The sequence below is a fragment of the Xenorhabdus sp. SGI246 genome, assembly GCF_040838225.1.
Taxonomy (GTDB): domain Bacteria; phylum Pseudomonadota; class Gammaproteobacteria; order Enterobacterales; family Enterobacteriaceae; genus Xenorhabdus; species Xenorhabdus indica.
In genome coordinates, this window is record NZ_JBFPEZ010000062.1 from 1 (window position 1) to 18,323 (window position 18,323).

The 18,323-nt window shown below is 38.6% G+C and carries 15 protein-coding genes and 1 pseudogene; 15 read left to right on the forward strand and 1 reads right to left on the reverse strand.

The features are described 5' to 3' along the window. The 15 genes from ABLA85_RS14150 to ABLA85_RS14220 form a co-directional block, all read left to right on the forward strand. Positions 1–878 (forward strand): restriction endonuclease subunit S (locus ABLA85_RS14150; RefSeq protein WP_367965052.1); only part of this gene is annotated, 878 nt, incomplete at its 5' end. Between the two features lies 1 nt (position 879). After that, the gene (locus tag ABLA85_RS14155) at positions 880–2,052 is read left to right on the forward strand and encodes an AAA family ATPase (protein WP_367965053.1); all 1,173 of its coding nucleotides are present in this window, start codon (positions 880–882) and stop codon (positions 2,050–2,052) included. Between the two features lie 8 nt (positions 2,053–2,060). Further along, on the forward strand, positions 2,061–5,177 hold the full coding sequence (locus ABLA85_RS14160) for a type I restriction endonuclease subunit R (RefSeq protein WP_367965054.1): 3,117 nt from the start codon (positions 2,061–2,063) through the stop codon (positions 5,175–5,177). A 1,082-nt stretch (positions 5,178–6,259) separates the two neighbouring features. Further along, positions 6,260–6,370 carry a phage integrase N-terminal domain-containing protein gene (locus tag ABLA85_RS14165; protein WP_367965055.1) on the forward strand — a complete coding sequence of 37 codons (111 nt, stop codon included), beginning with the start codon at positions 6,260–6,262 and terminating at the stop codon, positions 6,368–6,370. Positions 6,371–6,637: 267 nt separating this feature from the next. Beyond that, on the forward strand, positions 6,638–6,766 hold the full coding sequence (locus tag ABLA85_RS14170) for a helix-turn-helix domain-containing protein (protein ID WP_367965056.1): 129 nt from the start codon (positions 6,638–6,640) through the stop codon (positions 6,764–6,766). Between the two features lie 239 nt (positions 6,767–7,005). After that, entirely contained in the window at positions 7,006–8,034 is a 1,029-nt protein-coding gene (locus tag ABLA85_RS14175; RefSeq protein ID WP_367965057.1) for a radical SAM protein, read from the forward strand. A gap of 4 nt (positions 8,035–8,038) precedes the next feature. Further along, positions 8,039–9,382, forward strand: coding sequence for an acetyl-CoA carboxylase biotin carboxylase subunit family protein (locus ABLA85_RS14180; protein ID WP_367965058.1), 1,344 nt, complete (start codon positions 8,039–8,041; stop codon positions 9,380–9,382). A 4-nt stretch (positions 9,383–9,386) separates the two neighbouring features. Further along, positions 9,387–10,598, forward strand: a complete 1,212-nt coding sequence (locus ABLA85_RS14185; protein ID WP_367965059.1) for a hypothetical protein — start codon at positions 9,387–9,389, stop codon at positions 10,596–10,598. Between the two features lie 34 nt (positions 10,599–10,632). Further along, complete coding sequence (locus ABLA85_RS14190) at positions 10,633–11,781, forward strand: DegT/DnrJ/EryC1/StrS family aminotransferase (protein WP_367965060.1); 1,149 nt, start codon at positions 10,633–10,635, stop codon at positions 11,779–11,781. After that, complete coding sequence (locus tag ABLA85_RS14195; protein WP_367965061.1) at positions 11,778–12,629, forward strand: hypothetical protein; 852 nt, start codon at positions 11,778–11,780, stop codon at positions 12,627–12,629. Before ABLA85_RS14190 ends, ABLA85_RS14195 begins: the two co-directional genes overlap by 4 nt. Then, a complete protein-coding gene (locus ABLA85_RS14200; protein WP_367965062.1) occupies positions 12,619–13,998 on the forward strand; it encodes an AAA family ATPase in 1,380 nt (459 codons plus the stop codon). The genes ABLA85_RS14195 and ABLA85_RS14200 overlap by 11 nt, the downstream gene beginning before the upstream one ends. Next, the gene (locus ABLA85_RS14205; protein WP_367965063.1) at positions 13,995–14,873 is read left to right on the forward strand and encodes a hypothetical protein; all 879 of its coding nucleotides are present in this window, start codon (positions 13,995–13,997) and stop codon (positions 14,871–14,873) included. The genes ABLA85_RS14200 and ABLA85_RS14205 overlap by 4 nt, the downstream gene beginning before the upstream one ends. Position 14,874: 1 nt before the next feature. Further along, positions 14,875–15,960, forward strand: coding sequence for a GNAT family N-acetyltransferase (locus ABLA85_RS14210; protein WP_367965064.1), 1,086 nt, complete (start codon positions 14,875–14,877; stop codon positions 15,958–15,960). Between the two features lie 9 nt (positions 15,961–15,969). Further along, positions 15,970–17,133 carry a hypothetical protein gene (locus ABLA85_RS14215; RefSeq protein ID WP_367965065.1) on the forward strand — a complete coding sequence of 388 codons (1,164 nt, stop codon included), beginning with the start codon at positions 15,970–15,972 and terminating at the stop codon, positions 17,131–17,133. Positions 17,134–17,269: 136 nt separating this feature from the next. Beyond that, the gene (locus tag ABLA85_RS14220; RefSeq protein ID WP_367965066.1) at positions 17,270–17,797 is read left to right on the forward strand and encodes a nucleoside 2-deoxyribosyltransferase; all 528 of its coding nucleotides are present in this window, start codon (positions 17,270–17,272) and stop codon (positions 17,795–17,797) included. 150 nt (positions 17,798–17,947) lie between these two features. Here the strand turns inward: ABLA85_RS14220 and ABLA85_RS14225 are convergent. Next, a pseudogene (locus tag ABLA85_RS14225) lies at positions 17,948–18,313 on the reverse strand (LecA/PA-IL family lectin). Positions 18,314–18,323 lie beyond the last annotated feature (10 nt).

Here is an 18,323-nt window from a genome sequence, read left to right on the forward strand (position 1 = left end):
TATCCAAGCATCATCAGGAATGTCGTAGCGTGCCATCATTTTATTCCAGTATTAAAATCAACTGGATGATAATACTACTAATTTATATTAAGGGACACAGCCTAGTACCTATTCCCCCCCTCAATATCCAAACGGAAATCGTCCGCATTTTGGACACCTTTACCGAGCTCACAGCTGAGCTCACAGCTGAGCTTACCGCACGCAAAAAACAATACAACTACTATCGAGACCAGTTGTTGAGTTTTGAAGAAAGTGAAGTGGAGTGGAAGACTTTAGGAGACGTATCCCTTAAATCATACTCTGGTGGAACCCCCACAGCGGGCAATTCAGAATATTACGATGGTGGCACAATTCCTTGGTTAAGAACACAGGAGGTTAAATTTTCTGACATTGAAGGAACAGAAGTTAAGATAACTCCAGCTGCATTAAAAAATTCAGCAGCCAAGTGGATTCCTGAAAATTGCGTTATTGTTGCAATTTCAGGCGCGACCGCAGGACGGTCTGCCATCAATAAAATACCCCTAACGACTAATCAGCACTGTTGTTGCCTAGAAGTTGATCTCGAAAAGGCGTTATACCGATATGTTTTTCATTGGGTAAGTTTTAGCTACGAAAACCTCAAAGGACTTGGACAAGGTGCCAGAGGTGATCTCAACTCAGGAATCATAAAAGGATTCAAAATCCCTATTCCGTATGCTAACAACCCTGAAAAGTCGCTTGCAAAACAAGAGCATATCGTCTCAATCCTAGACAAATTCGACGCTCTAACCAACTCCATCAGTGAAGGTTTGCCCCGTGAAATTGAACTACGTCAAAAGCAATATGAATATTATCGCGATCTGCTATTGAGTTTCCCCAAACCAGTGGTAGAGGTGTGATATGGGCAAAACGCTAACGGAAATAGCACAGCAGCTAAAAGAGGCTAACAAGAAAGTACAGCTGATTTATGCCTTTAATGGCACGGGTAAAACCCGGCTTTCGCGGGAATTTAAACAGCTGATTACGCCAAAAATTGATAATGATGAAAGTACCAACAATAAAGAACTATCATTAACGCGTACTAATTTTTTGTATTACAACGCCTTTACCGAAGACTTGTTCTACTGGGATAACGACTTATCTGAGGATGCCGAGCCTAAACTCAAAATCCAGCCAAATTCATTTACAGATTGGGTACTGAAAGACCAAGGGCAAGACAGGAACATCATTGCTAATTTTCAACGCTATATGGATGAAAAACTTACCCCGCATTTTAGCGAAAGTGGTTCGGAGGTCACGTTTTCTTTCGAACGTGGCCATGAAGCGCGAACTGAAAATGTCAAAATATCAAAAGGCGAAGAAAGCAATTTTATCTGGAGCGTGTTTTACACACTGATTGAGCAAGTCATCAGCGTGCTGAATGTTGCTGAGCCTGATGAGCGGGAAACCGCTCAGTTTAATCAATTGCAATACATATTTATTGATGACCCGGTAAGTTCGTTAGATGAAAACCATCTGATTGAATTGGCAGTCCATCTTGCTCAACTGATTAAATCTAACGAGTCTGGCGTTAAATTTATCATCACGACGCATAATCCTCTTTTCTATAACGTGCTACATAATGAACTAAATAGCGATGATAAAAGCTATAAAAAGAAAGGATTTGAGAAATACAGGCTGACAAAACATGAAGATGGTACGTATCAGCTGGCAATCCAACCGAATGATTCACCATTTTCATATCATCTTTATTTAAAGTCAGAACTTGAAAAAGCCATCGAAAGTGATCAAGTAAACAAGTACCATTTCAACTTCTTAAGAAATATTCTTGAAAAAACCTCGACATTCCTTGGTTATAAGAAATGGGGCGATCTGTTGCCAAAAACTAATGACGGCAGACCCAACCCGTATGAGACTCGAATTATAAATATTTCTAGTCATTCAAAACATGCAGGTGAAGAAGTAGCCGCGCTCACGGATGAGGATAAACGTGTATTACATTATCTGGTTAATGAAATTAACACGATGTACCGCTTCCAACAGGCAGAAGATTCGCGTGAATCGAATTTATAGGTGAAAGTATGCACGAATACAAAACGATTGCTGAATCAAATAATTTTATCGTACTTGATAGATACACTAAGGTATTGCAGCTAAATGAAACCTACCAAAGCGAAGATAATTTAGAACGTGAATTGATCGACGATTTAATCAACCAAGGTTATGAATATGTAACCGGCTTAAATACGCCCCAAAACATGCTGGTTAATGCGCGGAAGCAATTGCAGGCACTGAACAATGTAGAATTTCTGGATAGTGAGTGGCAACGCTTTGTTGAGCAGTACTTAGATAAGCCCAACGATAGCAGCATAGATAAAACGCGTAAAATTCATAACGATTATATCCACGACTTTGTTTTTGATGATGGGCATATTGAGAACATCTATCTGCTCGATAAGAAAAACATTCCCCGTAATAAACTACAAGTCATTAAGCAATTCGAGCAAGCAGGGTCGCAGGCAAACCGATACGATGTGACCATTTTGGTTAATGGTCTGCCATTGGTACAAATTGAGCTTAAAAAGCGCGGAGTTGCTATTCGTGAAGCCTTTAACCAAGTGCATCGTTATAGCAAAGAGAGTTTTAATACAGAAAACTCACTGTTTAAATACTTACAGCTTTTTGTGATTTCAAACGGTACAGATACCCGCTATTTTGCCAATACCACCAAGCGTGATAAAAACAGTTTTGATTTCACCATGAATTGGGCGAAGTCTGATAATAAATTAATTAAAGACTTGAAAGATTTCACGGCGACATTTTTACAGAACAATACCTTGCTGAATGTGTTAATTCATTATTCCGTTTTTGATATTAGCAATACTTTATTAGTGATGCGCCCCTATCAAATAGCGGCAACTGAACGTATTTTGTGGAAAATTAAAAGTGCGTATCAGGCTAAAAATTGGAGTAATACGGAAAGTGGTGGTTTTATTTGGCATACCACAGGTTCGGGAAAGACCTTAACCAGTTTCAAAGCGGCACGTTTAGCGACTGAACTGGATTTTATCGAGAAAGTGTTTTTTGTGGTCGATCGTAAAGATTTGGATTACCAGACCATGAAAGAATATCAACGCTTTTCACCTGATAGTGTTAATGGCTCGGAGAGTACCGCAGGGCTAAAACGGAATATTGAAAAAGATGACAATAAAATTATTGTTACGACCATTCAAAAACTGAATAACTTGATAAAAAGTGAAAACGATTTACCTATTTACACTAAGCAAGTGGTATTTATTTTTGATGAGGCACACCGCAGTCAGTTTGGTGAAGCACAAAAAAACCTAAAGAAAAAATTTAAAAAATATTACCAGTTTGGTTTTACCGGCACGCCCATTTTTCCAGAAAACGCATTGGGAGCTGATACCACCAGTAGTGTGTTTGGGCACCAATTACATTCGTATGTAATTACTGATGCTATTCGTGATGAAAAAGTATTGAAGTTTAAAGTTGATTATAACGATGTCAGACCACAGTTTAAGTCCATTGAAACAGAGTTAGACGAGAAAAAGCTAACCGCGGCAGAAAACAAGCATGCTTTTTTACATCCCGTTCGTATTCGTGAAATTTCCCAGTATATTTTAAATAACTTCAGGCAAAAAACGCATCGTCTTCAGGTCGGTGGCAAAGGTTTTAATGCGATGTTTGCGGTCAGTAGCGTGGATGCTGCCAAAGCTTATTATGAAGCGTTTAAGAACTTGCAAAAAGAGACTGACGAAAATAAAACAAGCAGAAGACCGCTTAATATTGCTACCATCTTCTCTTTCGCCGCCAATGAAGAGCAAGATGCTAAAGGTGAGATTATTGATGAAAGTTTTGAGCTCACCGCGATGGACAGCAGCGCCAAAGAATTTTTAAGCGCAGCCATTGATGATTATAATGCCGCGTTCAAAATGAATTTTGGTGTGGATAGTCAAGGTTTCCAAAATTATTATAAAGACCTCGCTCAGCGAGTCAAAAATCAAGAAGTCGATTTACTGATTGTTGTTGGTATGTTTTTGACGGGATTTGATGCGCCGACACTGAATACGTTATTTGTCGATAAAAATCTGCGTTTCCACGGCTTAATGCAAGCTTTTTCACGCACTAATCGTATTTATGATGCCACAAAAACCTTTGGTAATATCGTCACCTTCCGTGATTTAGAACAGTCTACAGTTGAGGCTATCACTTTATTTGGTGATAGCAATACCAGAAATATTGTGCTGGAGAAAAGTTATCAAGAATACATGGAAGGCTTTACTGATTTAGTCACCGGAGAAGCACGCCGTGGATTTTTAGATGTAGTGACAGAGTTACAAAGACGCTTTCCTAATCCTGATGATATTGTTAAAGAGCAAGATAAAAAGGATTTTGCCAAGCTATTTGGCGAATATTTGCGTGTAGAGAATGTACTGCAAAACTACGATGAATTTGCAGGATTAAAGGCTCTACAGCATATAGATATGGATAATCTGGAAGCTGTTGAAGCATTTAAAGCTAAATACTACCTAGACGATGAAGATATCGCTGCTATGCAAGCGATTGAGATGCCGACTGAGCGTGCTATTCAAGATTATCGCTCGACCTATAATGATACGCGTGATTGGTTACGCCGTGAAAAATCATCTAATGAGAAAGACAAATCGACTATTGACTGGGATGATGTCGTTTTTGAAATAGATTTGCTCAAATCACAGGAAATTAATCTGGATTACATTCTTGAGTTGATTTTTGAAAACAATAAAAAGAATAAGAATAAGGCGGAATTAATTGATGAAGTTCGCCGTTTAATTCGTTCCAGCCTTGGTAATCGAGCAAAAGAAAGTCTACTTGTTGATTTCATTAATCAAACTAATTTGGACGAAATTATCGACAAAGCTAGTATCATTGATGAATTCTTCAAATTTGCTCAAGCTGAACAAAAACGTGAAGCAGAGGAGTTAATCAATTCTGAGAACTTAAATGAAGATGCGGCTAAACGCTATATCACAGCATCATTAAGACGAGAATACGCAAGTGAAAACGGCACAGAACTCAATTCAACTCTACCAAAGTTAAGTCCGCTTAACCCGGAATACAGAACGAAAAAGCAAACTGTTTTCCAGAAAATTGCTGCATTTGTTGAAAAGTTTAAGGGGGTAGGCGGGCAAATATAGGCATAAGCCATACACAACCCCCGATCTGCTATTAACTATCATAAACCACTTATCAGCCATTTAAACGACTTGGTGTTTAGATGGCTGTTATGCTATTTCTCCCTCTTCCATTTGCATCATTATCTCACCTTTCCTCGGTTCACAAATTGATGTGTTTCAATAGCTTTAAGCACCACAACAGATTGTAATTATTGTGCATTTTTATGAGGCTATTTTTAACATCAAACAATAGTTGGCCCTGACAAATCTAATCGATAAGGTATTAACCTATTATTACAAAGATCCATCGCCTGTCAGGATCGCCTTCGGGTGGCGAAACAAAACTCTCGTAGCCTGAAAGAGAGAGCAAGAATTGCGGTACATCTGCCCACCTTTGGAAGCAGATATTGTCAAGACACCTAAACCCTCGTCTGGCAATGAAGGTCTCTTAAACTATAAACTAATAGATAACCCAAAAGGATATCTTTATCTTGTTACTGAAGTGTATTGAACGTAGTTCATACACTGGCGTTTCAAATCAACATAAGTCCTATTTATCTTCAATGAACAACAGCATAGCTTTTGTGCATCCGTTCATACTTTTTCTATCTCTGTTTGAATTATTCAACAGACAATTTTTCTACAGCTAATCCATTCAAATGACTACCGTTTGACATTTAACCTTACGGCGTTTTGCTGTGCCTGTTGGCATTTCAACGTTCGCGCACCTTTTGTTGACCGTTCGCGGAACTCAAGGTGTCACTTTTTGCGGATTTATCGCTGAAAGTGACGCCGCAGCCACAGCATCACTCAACCCTGATAGGCTCTAGCCTGATTAACCACCCAGTGGATCTGACACTGCATTTTTAGATTGAAAAAGGAGAATTTGACGATATCGAGGCTGGCTTTTAGCCGGTGGGGATGACTTGTTAATACAGACGGCAGTACTGAGTACTCAACCGATACCCCGCAATACCTCAACTTGCGTTCACTCTGGCGCACAGATATTCGTCATGGGTAAAGCAGATATTTTCTGTTTTGTCCGAACTGTCGCGCGCCAGAGATTGCATGTTGTCAGGTATTAAATAGAGAAAGCCAATGAGTTGATTGAAGAATTAAAGTTTTCTGCCCGACAGATTGGCGGTAGCCATAAAACCTACCATGACCGTATTCGGAACATTGGCCGTTATGTCGACTGGGTCTATAGTCGTTAAACTTAGTCGTCCAGTTATTCATTCATATAAAACAATAAGTTAAATTTCACTCTCGCCATTAGCAAAATCTAGTGGCCAGGGTTTAGCAGCCTTGAATTAACGTCCACACTGGTAGGAAATTTCTACCAGTGTGCTTGCTATCACCCTTTCAATAGTGGTTCAGGCAGGGAGGGGAGGCTTTGGCCTCGCCGGTTGGACGTTACCGGTACTGTTAACCCTGTCGTGGATTACCACCATCAATATTAGTTAATGGAAGGGATAGCAGGAATGAATAACAACGTTAAAAATGACTGGCATCAAGCCGACATTATTGCAGCATTGCGTAAACGTGGTACAACCTTAGATGAGAGTGGGCTTTGGCTATTTGATAGAAATGATTATTTCCCAATGATTTAATAAACACTATTAAAAAACCACCATCAAATAAATAATATAAATAAATATTTTATCAGTTTTCAATAAAAATTGATATTTGCTAATATTAATATCATAAGTATTTGTTTTTGATATTGATTATATAAGAAAATTCTGTAGAGTCTCAAACCTGTAAAAAACAACAACCAATTATATTTATTTTTCATATTATTAATAGCTATAATTATCACTTTTGAATTTATAAACAAGTGGAAAATCATATGGAAGAGCTAATTGCCATAGCTAAATACCCTATTGGCCTGGACCCGGAAAAGCTTTTTGCCATGCCTAAACTTAACTATGCATTTATACGCATAAATAATATTTGTAATGCACGTTGCGAATTTTGCGATGTATGGCAAACCGCTCAGATTGATGCACACAAACAAATAGACATGATTAGACTCTGGCAAGAGTTAGAGGCTCTCTCACCACAGGAAGTAAATATTCATGGAGGAGAAGCTTTTTTATCAAAAGATTTTCTGGCTATTTTGGATTGTAATAGAAATACACCGATCTCTATTACAACCAATGGAACTGCTTTATCAAAAAAGATTTTCAATCGTGTACAAAACAAGAGCCATCTTGTCAGAAAATTTTATATCTCAATTGACCATGTAGAGCCTGAAAAAAATGGCGAGTCACGAGGCATTCGTTGGTTAACAAATAATCTTTATGCTGCCATGGAATATATTAAGCAGGAAATACCCGGCTCTATTATTATCGTCAATCATGTCGTTACTTCATTAAATTACGATACTATCGATAAGTTTCTGCTTAAAATGGCCGAACTGAGCGTTGATGGTGTTAACCTTATTCCGATTAAAGATTATCCTTTACTGTTTTTAAATAGTGCTCAAATTAAGTTATTTATGCAGAAAATAAATACTCTATTGGAAAGCAAACAGATTTCACGCCATTTATTTATGGATGCCAATTATGAAATTTTCGGCCGCAATGAGGAGGATTATTGCCGTGCTGAAATGGGACATTATAACGCGTCTGGCAAAAAAGCATGTGCCATTCCATTGACAACACTATTTATCGATGCTGTAACAGGAAATGTCTATCCTTGCGATACCACGATGTATCGACCAAACCCTGAGCAATATATTATGGGGAATGTCTTGGAAAGTTCATTACACGATATTTGGCATGGTGATAAATTCTCACTCTTCCGTAAAAAAATGTATCCCGTAATCACTTGTAACTGTATTAAAGGCTGTGATCCTGCCAATAGATTAAGGTAAAACTATGTCTTTAGAAATACATATCAATAATCAGGCTAGTTTTCATCGCGGGAAGCCGACTATTTTCTGTATGCCAGATATCAAAGATAGTGAGCGTTTTGTTCAACTCTGCTATCAATATAATTTAAATCTTATTCTATTGATTAAGAAAAAATGGCTGGATTCAACGGATTGCTCTTTAGCATTGGCATATTTGGTGGTTGATGATCCGCTAGCTAACCACGCCTGTAAAAAAATAATAACAGCACTGAAACAGGTCAAAGGCACACTATCAATTATCACAGCCCCAATTCATATCAATTACTTTATAGCTTTTTCTGAGCTTCATGTTGAATTGATGGCCTCCATCGCAACTCATATTAACCAAGATACCCACGTCATTGATGTAGCCCAATCATTTAGAGATAAATGGATAATGCGCAAGACTGCCAATGAACATGGGCTGTTTTGTCCCAAATTCACTCTGGCATCAGAGATGTTAATCTCACCTGAACATTTCGAGCGCTTTACTGAATCCGTTGAGAATTCTGCCAAACACAAAGGCAACCAGGTTGGTTTTATTATAAAGCCCCGTTCATTTTGGGGATCGATGGGGGTGACCGAGCATTCAGACCGCACTTCCTTATTTTATACATTACAGGAACTTGATACACCTGAAGAGTATCTAGTGGAAGAAAAAATCCAGGGCAGGTTACTGCATGTTGATGCAGCAGTATTCCAGCATAAGATTATCTATCAAAGCATTGGAGCTTATGCCTGTTCATTACTCCCTTCCGATCAAACCAAACCTAGCCATTTTATGTGGCATACCATGTTGCCAGACTCCCCCAATAGCCATAGGCTGTTTGAATTTAATCGACGGGTATTGCAGGCATTCAACCTCGAATACGGTTTCACTCATACTGAAATTTTCATCGAAGAAAATACCGGCAATCTCATACTTTGCGAAACCGCATCACGTCCACCAGGACTCAGGCTATTCGAGCTCCATGCGAAGGCCTATGGTAAGCATGCTTTTGATGTCTTTATTAATGCATTAATTTCCCCTGCTTCGGCTTGCAAAGAGCCTTCTTTTTCCATAAAGAACGATGAGCTTAATTGCATTGGTATGATCATTTTTAACCCACCGATTGGAGAAGTAAAATCCATAACTCCTATAGAAGAAATTATTGATGAGCATGTGATTGAATGGGAGCAAAATGCCAAGATTGGCAGTTATTTTTCCAGCACCCATTACACTGAAAAAATGGGATATGTTATTTGCTCTGCCAAAAATGAACATGAATGCGTGAAATATTTAAACAATTATAATAATAAATTCAATTATACAACCATAAAACAAGATTAATACAATGATAAGATATCTGTTTCTTTTTTCTTTATTTATTAATGGCGTTGGCTCAAGTATTCTTGCCGTCGGATATCCCTATATCTTATTATCTGAGAATACGCCAATGACATACTATTATGCCAATATGGGAGTCATATTCTTATTTACATCCATTGGTGCTTTGTTATGGGGATATAAAATTGACTATTCATCAGATATCTGGAAATTTCGTATTGTTATATTATTGATTGAAATTTTTAGTACATTGTTATTATTAATATTATTACTAAGTGAAATAGCATTTTCCCCTGTTATGTTGCTTTTATTTATTTCATTACTGGAGTTTCTTTTTGCCTATGAAATTCCATGGTCACGTGTTGCCTGGCATGAACTTAATGACTGGATAGAGCAACAAGGTGGTAAACATTTGAATGTCTCGCTCTATATTGTTATTGCAACATCGCTTATTTCAGCTCTTGGCCCTGGATTTGGTGCTCTACTGGGAATTACTCAAGGAATAGATACGATTGTGACTATCAAATTATTCTCTCTGTTACCTTATTTTTATATCTGCTATCTTATGATAAAAATGCAAATAAAACGAACAGCAGAGCATAAATCTCAGTTGTCCGTTGGGTTACGTTCTGTATTTCAACAGAGCTATTATAAGACATTTGCCATTACTATTGTCTTTACAATTCTTGCCAATGCGTTTTTGATGGTGGCACTCCCTGTTGTTGTTATGGAAAGTTTAGCAAATGAAAGTTATGGATTGGTCACCCTGTTCTATTTACTCAGTGCCCTGATACCCATTTTCTGTACAACATTACTCAATAAAACCAGCGTTGATAACCGTATCCAACGTTATCCCATTTCAATATTTATTGGTATGTTTATATTTGGTATTCTGTTTTTTCAGCTAAACATGTTTTATGCAAAATCCTTTTTCTATTTACTCTATAACATTGCAATAATTTATTTCAATGTCTTAATTACCAAGACCATTTATCAAAAGGGATTAGAAATGCAACAAGGTCGTCTGTTTTCTTTATTTCAGATCACAATGAATTTTTCATTCCCAATCGCTGCCATCATCGTATCCATTGCTCCTGACTCCACACAATCTTTTTTACCTGTGGCCGGTTTCTCTATACTTTTACTGGTTGCAATAGCTGTTTATTTAATAATTCAAATGAATAAAGTATCTGCTCCGGTTCATCATTGGCACAGGTGATATTAATAAAAATATTGATTATTAGGATTATAATATGTCATATCTTAGACCTTACCTCGGTAATACCAAGATTGCTGATAATATACAATTCCGTTTGCAAACTGTTCTTGATAATAAAGCGGTGTTTAGATATGCCACAGAGAGCCAATATTGCCGTCAGGCAGAAAGGTTGTTACAAAATATTCTGCATACCCAATTTGCTATTCTACTGACAAATGGTACTGTCGCGCTCAAAGCTGCTTTGCTTGGACTCAGGCCCAAAATAGGGCAATGGGTTCTTATTCCTTCCATCTCATTTATTGCTACTGCCAATGCCGCGCTTAGTTGTGGATTAATTCCTGTTCTCGTTGATGTCGATGACAATGGCATGATGTGTCCAGAGGCATTAAACAAGACGTTAAATCAAATGGATACCAAACCTCTGGCAGTCATTGCCGTTCACCTGGAAGGTACTGCTGCTTCAATTGCTGAAATCGCCCAAATTTGCCAACAACATAATGTGTATCTGATTGAAGACTGTGCACAAGCTATGGGGGTGAAATATCAAAATCAGCCCGTGGGTACATTTGGCGAATATGGCGGTTTCAGTTTTCAGGCCAATAAATTAATCAGTAGCGGTGAAGGGGGGTTATTGATTGCCAAAAATAATTCTTTGTTTATCAATGCCTGCATGATGACTGACCACGGTGCTGAGCGTACAGCAGAGGGTTATCCAGATTGGAGTAATAGTATTGGTTTTGGTGATAATAATAAATTCAATGAAATACAAGCTGCATTGCTGATTAACCAACTGGAAAATATCGAACTGTTCCGCACCTTATTAATAGAGCGTTATCAAGAAATCCTGAAACATTTACCCACAGATTGGATCACTCCACGCCCGAAGGGGACGATACCCGTTTCTGTCTGGTTAAAACGCAGCAAATTGCCCAAAGATCGCTTCAATTCAACACTGCTATATGATTGGCAAGCCTGGGATCTGGCTAACCACCCGATTATAAAAAATCAGCTTTCTCCCTACTCCGACCGTTTCCCTTGGTCTCTGCAAGAAAGTCCACTCTCTGTATCAGCATTAGAGAAACACAAAGTCGTCGTAAGTGACCGTATTTGCCTGCCTGTACCTATTGATGATGCGATTTACGAAAATGTCTTACAGTGGGCTATGGAAGGAAACTTGTCATGATGTTAGACAATAACTTTTTCACTCAGATCAACGGAAATAACCAGCCTGTCCAATATGTGTTGGGAGGCTCTTGCATCTGCTACGCAAAAGGTGTGCCTGCCCGGCTTTCACTACAAGATTTGATCGATTCTGTGCTGCCAACAATTATCGCTTCACAGCACAATGCCTCTGTTTATCTCTATTTTCAATCTCATGAAGCAATCATGATGGCCGACTTGTTACATTTTGATCCGCAACAAGCTAACCACAAAACAATGAGAGAGTGGTTAGAAGCCGGCATTGTTTATACTTTGCAGCAGCTTGACATTCCTTTACCCCCAATCTATTGGGTGGATACCTGCGAAGATAAGATCCGACAGCATATTGATCTGTTGGTTCCCGATATCAAAACGGTGTTACCAACTTCAATGCTATATGGTCTCTACGCCAAAAAACCGGATGCTACTTATCCGCAGGGAACAGATGAAGAACAGATGATGTTGGATGTGTATTACCGCAATATTACCCTCTATACACCCGAATTCCTCAGCACAGTGCTTGAAATTCCTCCAGAACAAGCACTATTTGTGGAAAATACCACGCAACAAAAAGCAATCCAGATTTACTATCATGCGACTGGGCAGAATTGCAATATATTGCTTTATACCCCGGCACCAAATACACAAGGTAAGGAAATGTGTTTGGGCAATAGCAATCATAAAATCGAATTACGCCTCACCGCAAAACAGATTATGCATCGTGCCGCTAAAATTGGTCATGACGATTACTATCAAACCGTCTTTAACCTGCATTCTATTGTAGATATCATGCGAGGCTGGCAATTAAAGGTATTAGGCAATGAAGCATAAAACTGTTGTTGTCATTAGGGGAACACCGGCGAGTGGTAAATCCACAGCGTGCAACTGTCTGAAAGATGCCATGCTGGCGCAGGGGCTAACCGTCTCCTATTTACCCTGGGATACTTTTCATCATTTTGTTGAACCAAGAACATACCTTACGCAAAAAATCATCATGGAAGACACTTTGCGGTTGTTAAAGGTTGCTGATGATTGTCTCGATGCAGGTAGTGACTTGATCATTCTGGATGGCGTATTTATTTATCCTGAAGAAATTGACGCTATCCATTCCCTATTGGCGCGAAAAGGTGCTCGAATTCTGTATTATCGGCTCGTTGCGCAGGAACCAACGCTGATTACCCGTAATCAGGAGCGAGCTATAGAAGATCGTTTACCCGATTCCCGTATCAGAGAAGTCGCCCAGGATAGTTTATGGGATAACCATATCCCTCATGAAACGTTGCTTGATAGCGCGAAATATTCTCCAGCCAATATTGTAGCTCTGATAAGCCAGGCAATTATGCAACAATCTGCACCAGTTGCCCTTTTTAACAATCCAACCACATCTCATTTATGGCGTTTAGGTACAGCATTGCGTTACTCTGAATTCAGACGTTTTGAACATGTTGATCTGGTTTGGCAAGAAGGCCAGCAACAGTGGCAAAGCAATACTTTCTTCGATTTCACTTTTACGGCTCAAGAAGAAAAAGAATTGCTCTCTTTTTTAAAGCAGCAACCTGTTTTATTTAAGTATTTGAACGAAAAATCCCGCGTCTATTCCTGCCTGCGTGATTTAGCGCAACAACACGGCTTACGATGTTATGCAGAAAGCAAATGGTCAGCTCCCATTGTCAACATACCTCCTAAGACAAGAGTGGCTGATTTTTTGATCCAGCACTCAACACGATTAAAACGTAGCCTTAAGAAGGCACACTCTTACCATACCATCACACGTTACAGTACTTCGGCTCAAACTGAACAATTGTGGCAAGATGCTCTGTATGTAGACGCGAAAGGCTGGAAAATCATTCAACAAAGTGATATGCGCAGCCTGAATCGTGAAGATCTCCAATATCTTCCTGGACTGTTATCCAAAAGTAATCAATATCATCTGGCAGTTACTTATGACGATAACGATACGCCTGGAGCTTGGTCTTTGATGATAAACAACGGTGCAGGTCAATGGTATGCCGCTAAATGGGGTTGTAGTTATCAGGGCAGAGAAAAATTAATGGGAATCAATTGCCTGATTAGTCATCTGGAAACGCTCTATTGCCCTTATACTGGCCTTCAACTTGATCTATGGGGCAGAGAAAATGAATTCTATGACCAGTTAGCCAATGAATATATTGAGCGTCTTCATCTCAGGATAACACCATGATATCTCACCATAAGCTACTATCTTTGCAAGGTATACAATCTCAGCAAGATATCATGTCTTTGGACAATATCATGAGCTATGGCTGTTCAGTACGAGGCTTTTTCCGCGCAGATCTACAATCCGTGGCGGCTCAAGGTTATTGCCTGATGCCAGAGTGGATATGTCAAAGCATGGTTGAATCCGTTTACGCAGCCAATTGGCAGCCACTCTTCTATCCTGTTTTACCGCCAAAGCAAGCCAGCATGATTTTGCAAGCGGATTTCCACGCTGTGATGGAAATGCTAAGCCCTCTTCCACAACCATGCGCCATTCTTCTCGCCCATCCTTTAGGTTATATCGATCCAGGATGTATGGAATTTTTGCGAGAAATTCAAAACAACCACGATATCCATGTATTTCTAGATCTTTCTCAGGGATATGGAAGAAAGGATTGTTTACAGGAGCTCCTGCATGTTCATGCCGCTTATTATTCTTTTAACGGCAATAAACTTATCTGTATTGGTGGAGCATTGCGCCTTCGCCTAACAAACAGAGAGCATATTCCCTCTTCTGTCAGAAATATTTTTACTACCTTTTATACCGCAGCCGAAGAAAAATTCGTGGCATTGAGAGAGCATCTACAATCTCACTTTATTGAAGATGAGATTCACAATGTCTCACTGTATGCTTCTTACCAATCAAGCCCCTATCGTACTGTATTAAATTGGGAGAAATGTTCTCCCTCCCTGCAAACATTACTTAAACATCAGGGACTAGTTCAGCCGTTACTTGCTAATCCTCGACAAGAAAAAGGGCATTGCAGCTTAAATTATCATCAATGGTGTGAGAAAGTTATGTTGATGTTTAGTTTACCGAGAGTTGAATGGAGTCAGTAAAATGTTAGAACTCAAACAAGTTACCCCTCAATCTCCCTTGTGGAATTCATTTCTTCATCTTTATGGAGAATATTTTCAACGCCATTGGCCAGAAGTTTTTGGGGATCAGTCAGAAGAGGCTATTGCAAAGGAAAACCATACTATCCTTGAACAACGCATCCTACAAGGTGACAGAGGGCTGTTTTTGTTGCTAAAGGCCGGGCAATTGGCGGGATTAGCCAATGTATATCTTGAACGGGAAGAAAAAGTGACCCTGAATATTGCTGAGTTTTATATCAGGGATGAATACCAACGCCAGAAACTGGGTTATGGATTATGGCATGCCATGTTGCAATGGGGACGTCGCCACGGTGCTACACATGTCCATCTGGAGACAGATGCAGGCAAAAATGCCAACTTTTTTTGGCAATCTCATGGGCTTGCAAGCCATCAAGTAGATGAACGCATACACTACAATGGCCCTATAATCCCCCTAAAGATACTATGGATCAGACACGGGCAAATTATCCCGCTTGATCATTTAGATTACTGCCCTGAAGATCATTTGATCGCCCTTGATGTCACTTCAATCAAACAGGCTGAAGAAATTGGCAGACGAATATTGGGGAAATTTCCTTGGCAAAATATTTATACCTCACCTCAACGTCGGGCACTTGAAACAGCCAAAGCACTCAGCTCAGCATATCAATCTTGTTCAATACAAGAAACTGATGCACTTTGTGAATTTTTTCCAGAAGAGCTTATTGGCATGAAACTGGCAGATATTCCGCATCGCTATGGTGAAGATTATGCTTATCGGTTACTACATACCCCCCTCAATTCACCTTTCAAAGATTCAGAACAGGTAATGGATGCGGCTGATAGAATCTATCGTTTTATTACGCAAATTGGCGATGAACTCTCAATGTCTTCTATGCGGATTATTATCTCCCATCAAAATTTGCACAATATTTTCTTAGCCCATTTAATGACAAATGATCTCAATCTTTCTGGACGATTGCATCTTAACAATCTCCATGGCAGTACTTTTTTATATTGTCCTTATACAAAACAATTTGATATAGAAAATGTAAATATTCCTTTGTGAGATAGCAATATGTTTAAAAAAACTCCATATATTATTTTTGACGCAGAACCATTCTGTTTTGGCCCAATATCCACCACATTAAATGTGGTGGAGAAATTAAAGCGTCGAAATAAATTAATACCGGACATCCAATTTATTTTATTAGGCACACTTACCTCTTCTCAATTAGGTGAAAAGTCTGGTCTTTTTGATGCAATTTATGAATGTGATACCACTTCGGTTACAGAGCTTTCAAGCTATTCTGAACTTATTTCAGGTGCAAGTTTGTATATCATTAACACCAACATTAACTCGATTGATTTTATCTCAAAGTTTAATATACCAATTATCTATATCGACACACTATTTTGGATGTGGAATAATCTTCATGTCGATCTGCACAAAACTGAAAAAACATTTATTCAGGATTTTCATGGAATAGAACACAACATTGAACGATTTCATGATAAGCTTGGTAATTATCAAGTTATTCCACCAATTCTTCACAGTTCTCTGCAACAATGCATGGTGGATGACCATCCTCCAGAAGGTATATTAATTACTCTTGGTGGCATTGATACAGTCTATGCCGACACAACAAATTTTTATTATCATTTTCTCGAAGAGTTATTATCTATTCCCTATATGCAAAATGAAACTAATATTACTATTGCAGGCGGGGGAAAGACCATCACAAATCTGGCAGAAATGTTTGCCAAAACGCATCCCCATATTCATATTGGCTGTTTTGCCAGGCATGATTTTTTGCAAAAATTACACCGTGCTCGTAAGGTATTAGCCAATCCGGGGTTAACAACATTTTATGAATGTATCTCTCTCAATAAAGATGTTTTTTTCTTACCGCCACAAAACTATAGTCAACAATTACAATTAGATGTGTATCTGCAAAACTATTATAGTGATGAGTATGGTTTCTTATGGCAACCGGAATATGGTTATCCTGATATTCCCCCATACCTACCAGAGAAAGATGGATTAGCATTAATTAAAAAATGTAATAACTTATTTATCAATAACCCTACAGAAAGAAAACGTGCCATGAATAAGATAAATCAATTTCTTGAAAAAGAGAAAAGCAACACTCATTCTTATCATAATATTTTCCAAAACGATTCAGATGATATCATTGCCGATTATATTGAAAATAGGATGTCTAATAAAAATCGGCAATAAAACTATAATTTAAATATAATACAGTAATGGAAAATATAATTTATTCAAAACATAATTATTTGATATCTGTATAAAGAAATAATTTATTATCATCTATGCATAAATATTAAAGCTTATTTCGGTAAGAGGCGACCCTATGTCTATGATATTTTCTGATGTTAAAGTATTTGTTGGTGGTCCTATTCAACACGCATTGAAATTAAGGGTGTTAGACAATAATTTACAAGTTCACATTAAATCCGCTATTCACCATCTGGAATCATTAGGTGCAGAAGTTTTTTCAGCTCATCGTACAGAGCAATTTGGCGGAACAACACACTTATTTACTCCAGAGGAAGTTTCTCAGCGGGATCGCCAATGGATGGAACAATGCGACATTTTTGTTGCCATTTTACCTGTCTGCCCACAACAGAAACAACTAATAAGAACAGATGGTACTCATATTGAGTTGGGTTGGGCTTCCGCCTTAAAACGTCCTATCATATTAGTTACCGAAAAACCCTTTGATAACTCTGCCAGCCATCTACTAAAAGGCCTGTCTGCTATTGCTCAAGTTTATCATGTCCCTCTGAATGATTTTGAACATGAACCGGCTATATTAAGCCATACTATTCAGTCTATAGTAGAAAAGAAAGTTACCCCAAAAACCTCAGCCGTCGCATGAAATTAGGAGATAGTAGGGAAGATGGGCACTGATGGATTGGTAAAGCAATAAAAAAGATTATTTTTGTTAATACCGTATTAATATATTGTTATTGATGGGTGGCTTATATGATAAACCCGCAGAAAGCTGCGGGTTAAGTATTGAGATTATTTATTTCCTTTCTTCGAGAGGAGAATAACGTGACTCTATTTTAACGTTGACATAAAAGTCACCGGAGTTATCTTCATAATGGGTATCAAAAAATAAAAGAATTAATTCACCATCTGTGGGAACTGTCCTGTGGAGTACACCATTGCCAATTTCATAGGTCTTATCGCCAATTTTTGCAATTAAAGCACCACCTGGACGATTAGGAGGACTCCCTTGAGGTGCAGACCACGGATTCGGACGGTTGTCATTGGCAAATTTCACTCATCCTGAAGCAATGATAGATATTACATCTCCTTTTTGGAGTACAAGCCCTGTCGGTTGACCTTGCGCCAGTTTGCCGGGAACCGTTCCAGACCAATCGTACATAGTATTACCT

What these genes read in the sequence shown, in the direction of transcription:
- ABLA85_RS14155 (WP_367965053.1), top strand. Translation starts at nt 880, where the DNA reads ATGGGCAAAACGCTAACGGAAATAGCACAGCAGCTAAAAGAGGCTAAC.
- ABLA85_RS14160 (WP_367965054.1), top strand. Translation starts at nt 2,061, where the DNA reads ATGCACGAATACAAAACGATTGCTGAATCAAATAATTTTATCGTACTT.
- ABLA85_RS14170 (WP_367965056.1), top strand. Translation starts at nt 6,638, where the DNA reads ATGAATAACAACGTTAAAAATGACTGGCATCAAGCCGACATTATTGCA.
- ABLA85_RS14175 (WP_367965057.1), top strand. Translation starts at nt 7,006, where the DNA reads ATGGAAGAGCTAATTGCCATAGCTAAATACCCTATTGGCCTGGACCCG.
- ABLA85_RS14180 (WP_367965058.1), top strand. Translation starts at nt 8,039, where the DNA reads ATGTCTTTAGAAATACATATCAATAATCAGGCTAGTTTTCATCGCGGG.
- ABLA85_RS14185 (WP_367965059.1), top strand. Translation starts at nt 9,387, where the DNA reads ATGATAAGATATCTGTTTCTTTTTTCTTTATTTATTAATGGCGTTGGC.
- ABLA85_RS14190 (WP_367965060.1), top strand. Translation starts at nt 10,633, where the DNA reads ATGTCATATCTTAGACCTTACCTCGGTAATACCAAGATTGCTGATAAT.
- ABLA85_RS14195 (WP_367965061.1), top strand. Translation starts at nt 11,778, where the DNA reads ATGATGTTAGACAATAACTTTTTCACTCAGATCAACGGAAATAACCAG.
- ABLA85_RS14200 (WP_367965062.1), top strand. Translation starts at nt 12,619, where the DNA reads ATGAAGCATAAAACTGTTGTTGTCATTAGGGGAACACCGGCGAGTGGT.
- ABLA85_RS14205 (WP_367965063.1), top strand. Translation starts at nt 13,995, where the DNA reads ATGATATCTCACCATAAGCTACTATCTTTGCAAGGTATACAATCTCAG.
- ABLA85_RS14210 (WP_367965064.1), top strand. Translation starts at nt 14,875, where the DNA reads ATGTTAGAACTCAAACAAGTTACCCCTCAATCTCCCTTGTGGAATTCA.
- ABLA85_RS14215 (WP_367965065.1), top strand. Translation starts at nt 15,970, where the DNA reads ATGTTTAAAAAAACTCCATATATTATTTTTGACGCAGAACCATTCTGT.
- ABLA85_RS14220 (WP_367965066.1), top strand. Translation starts at nt 17,270, where the DNA reads ATGTCTATGATATTTTCTGATGTTAAAGTATTTGTTGGTGGTCCTATT.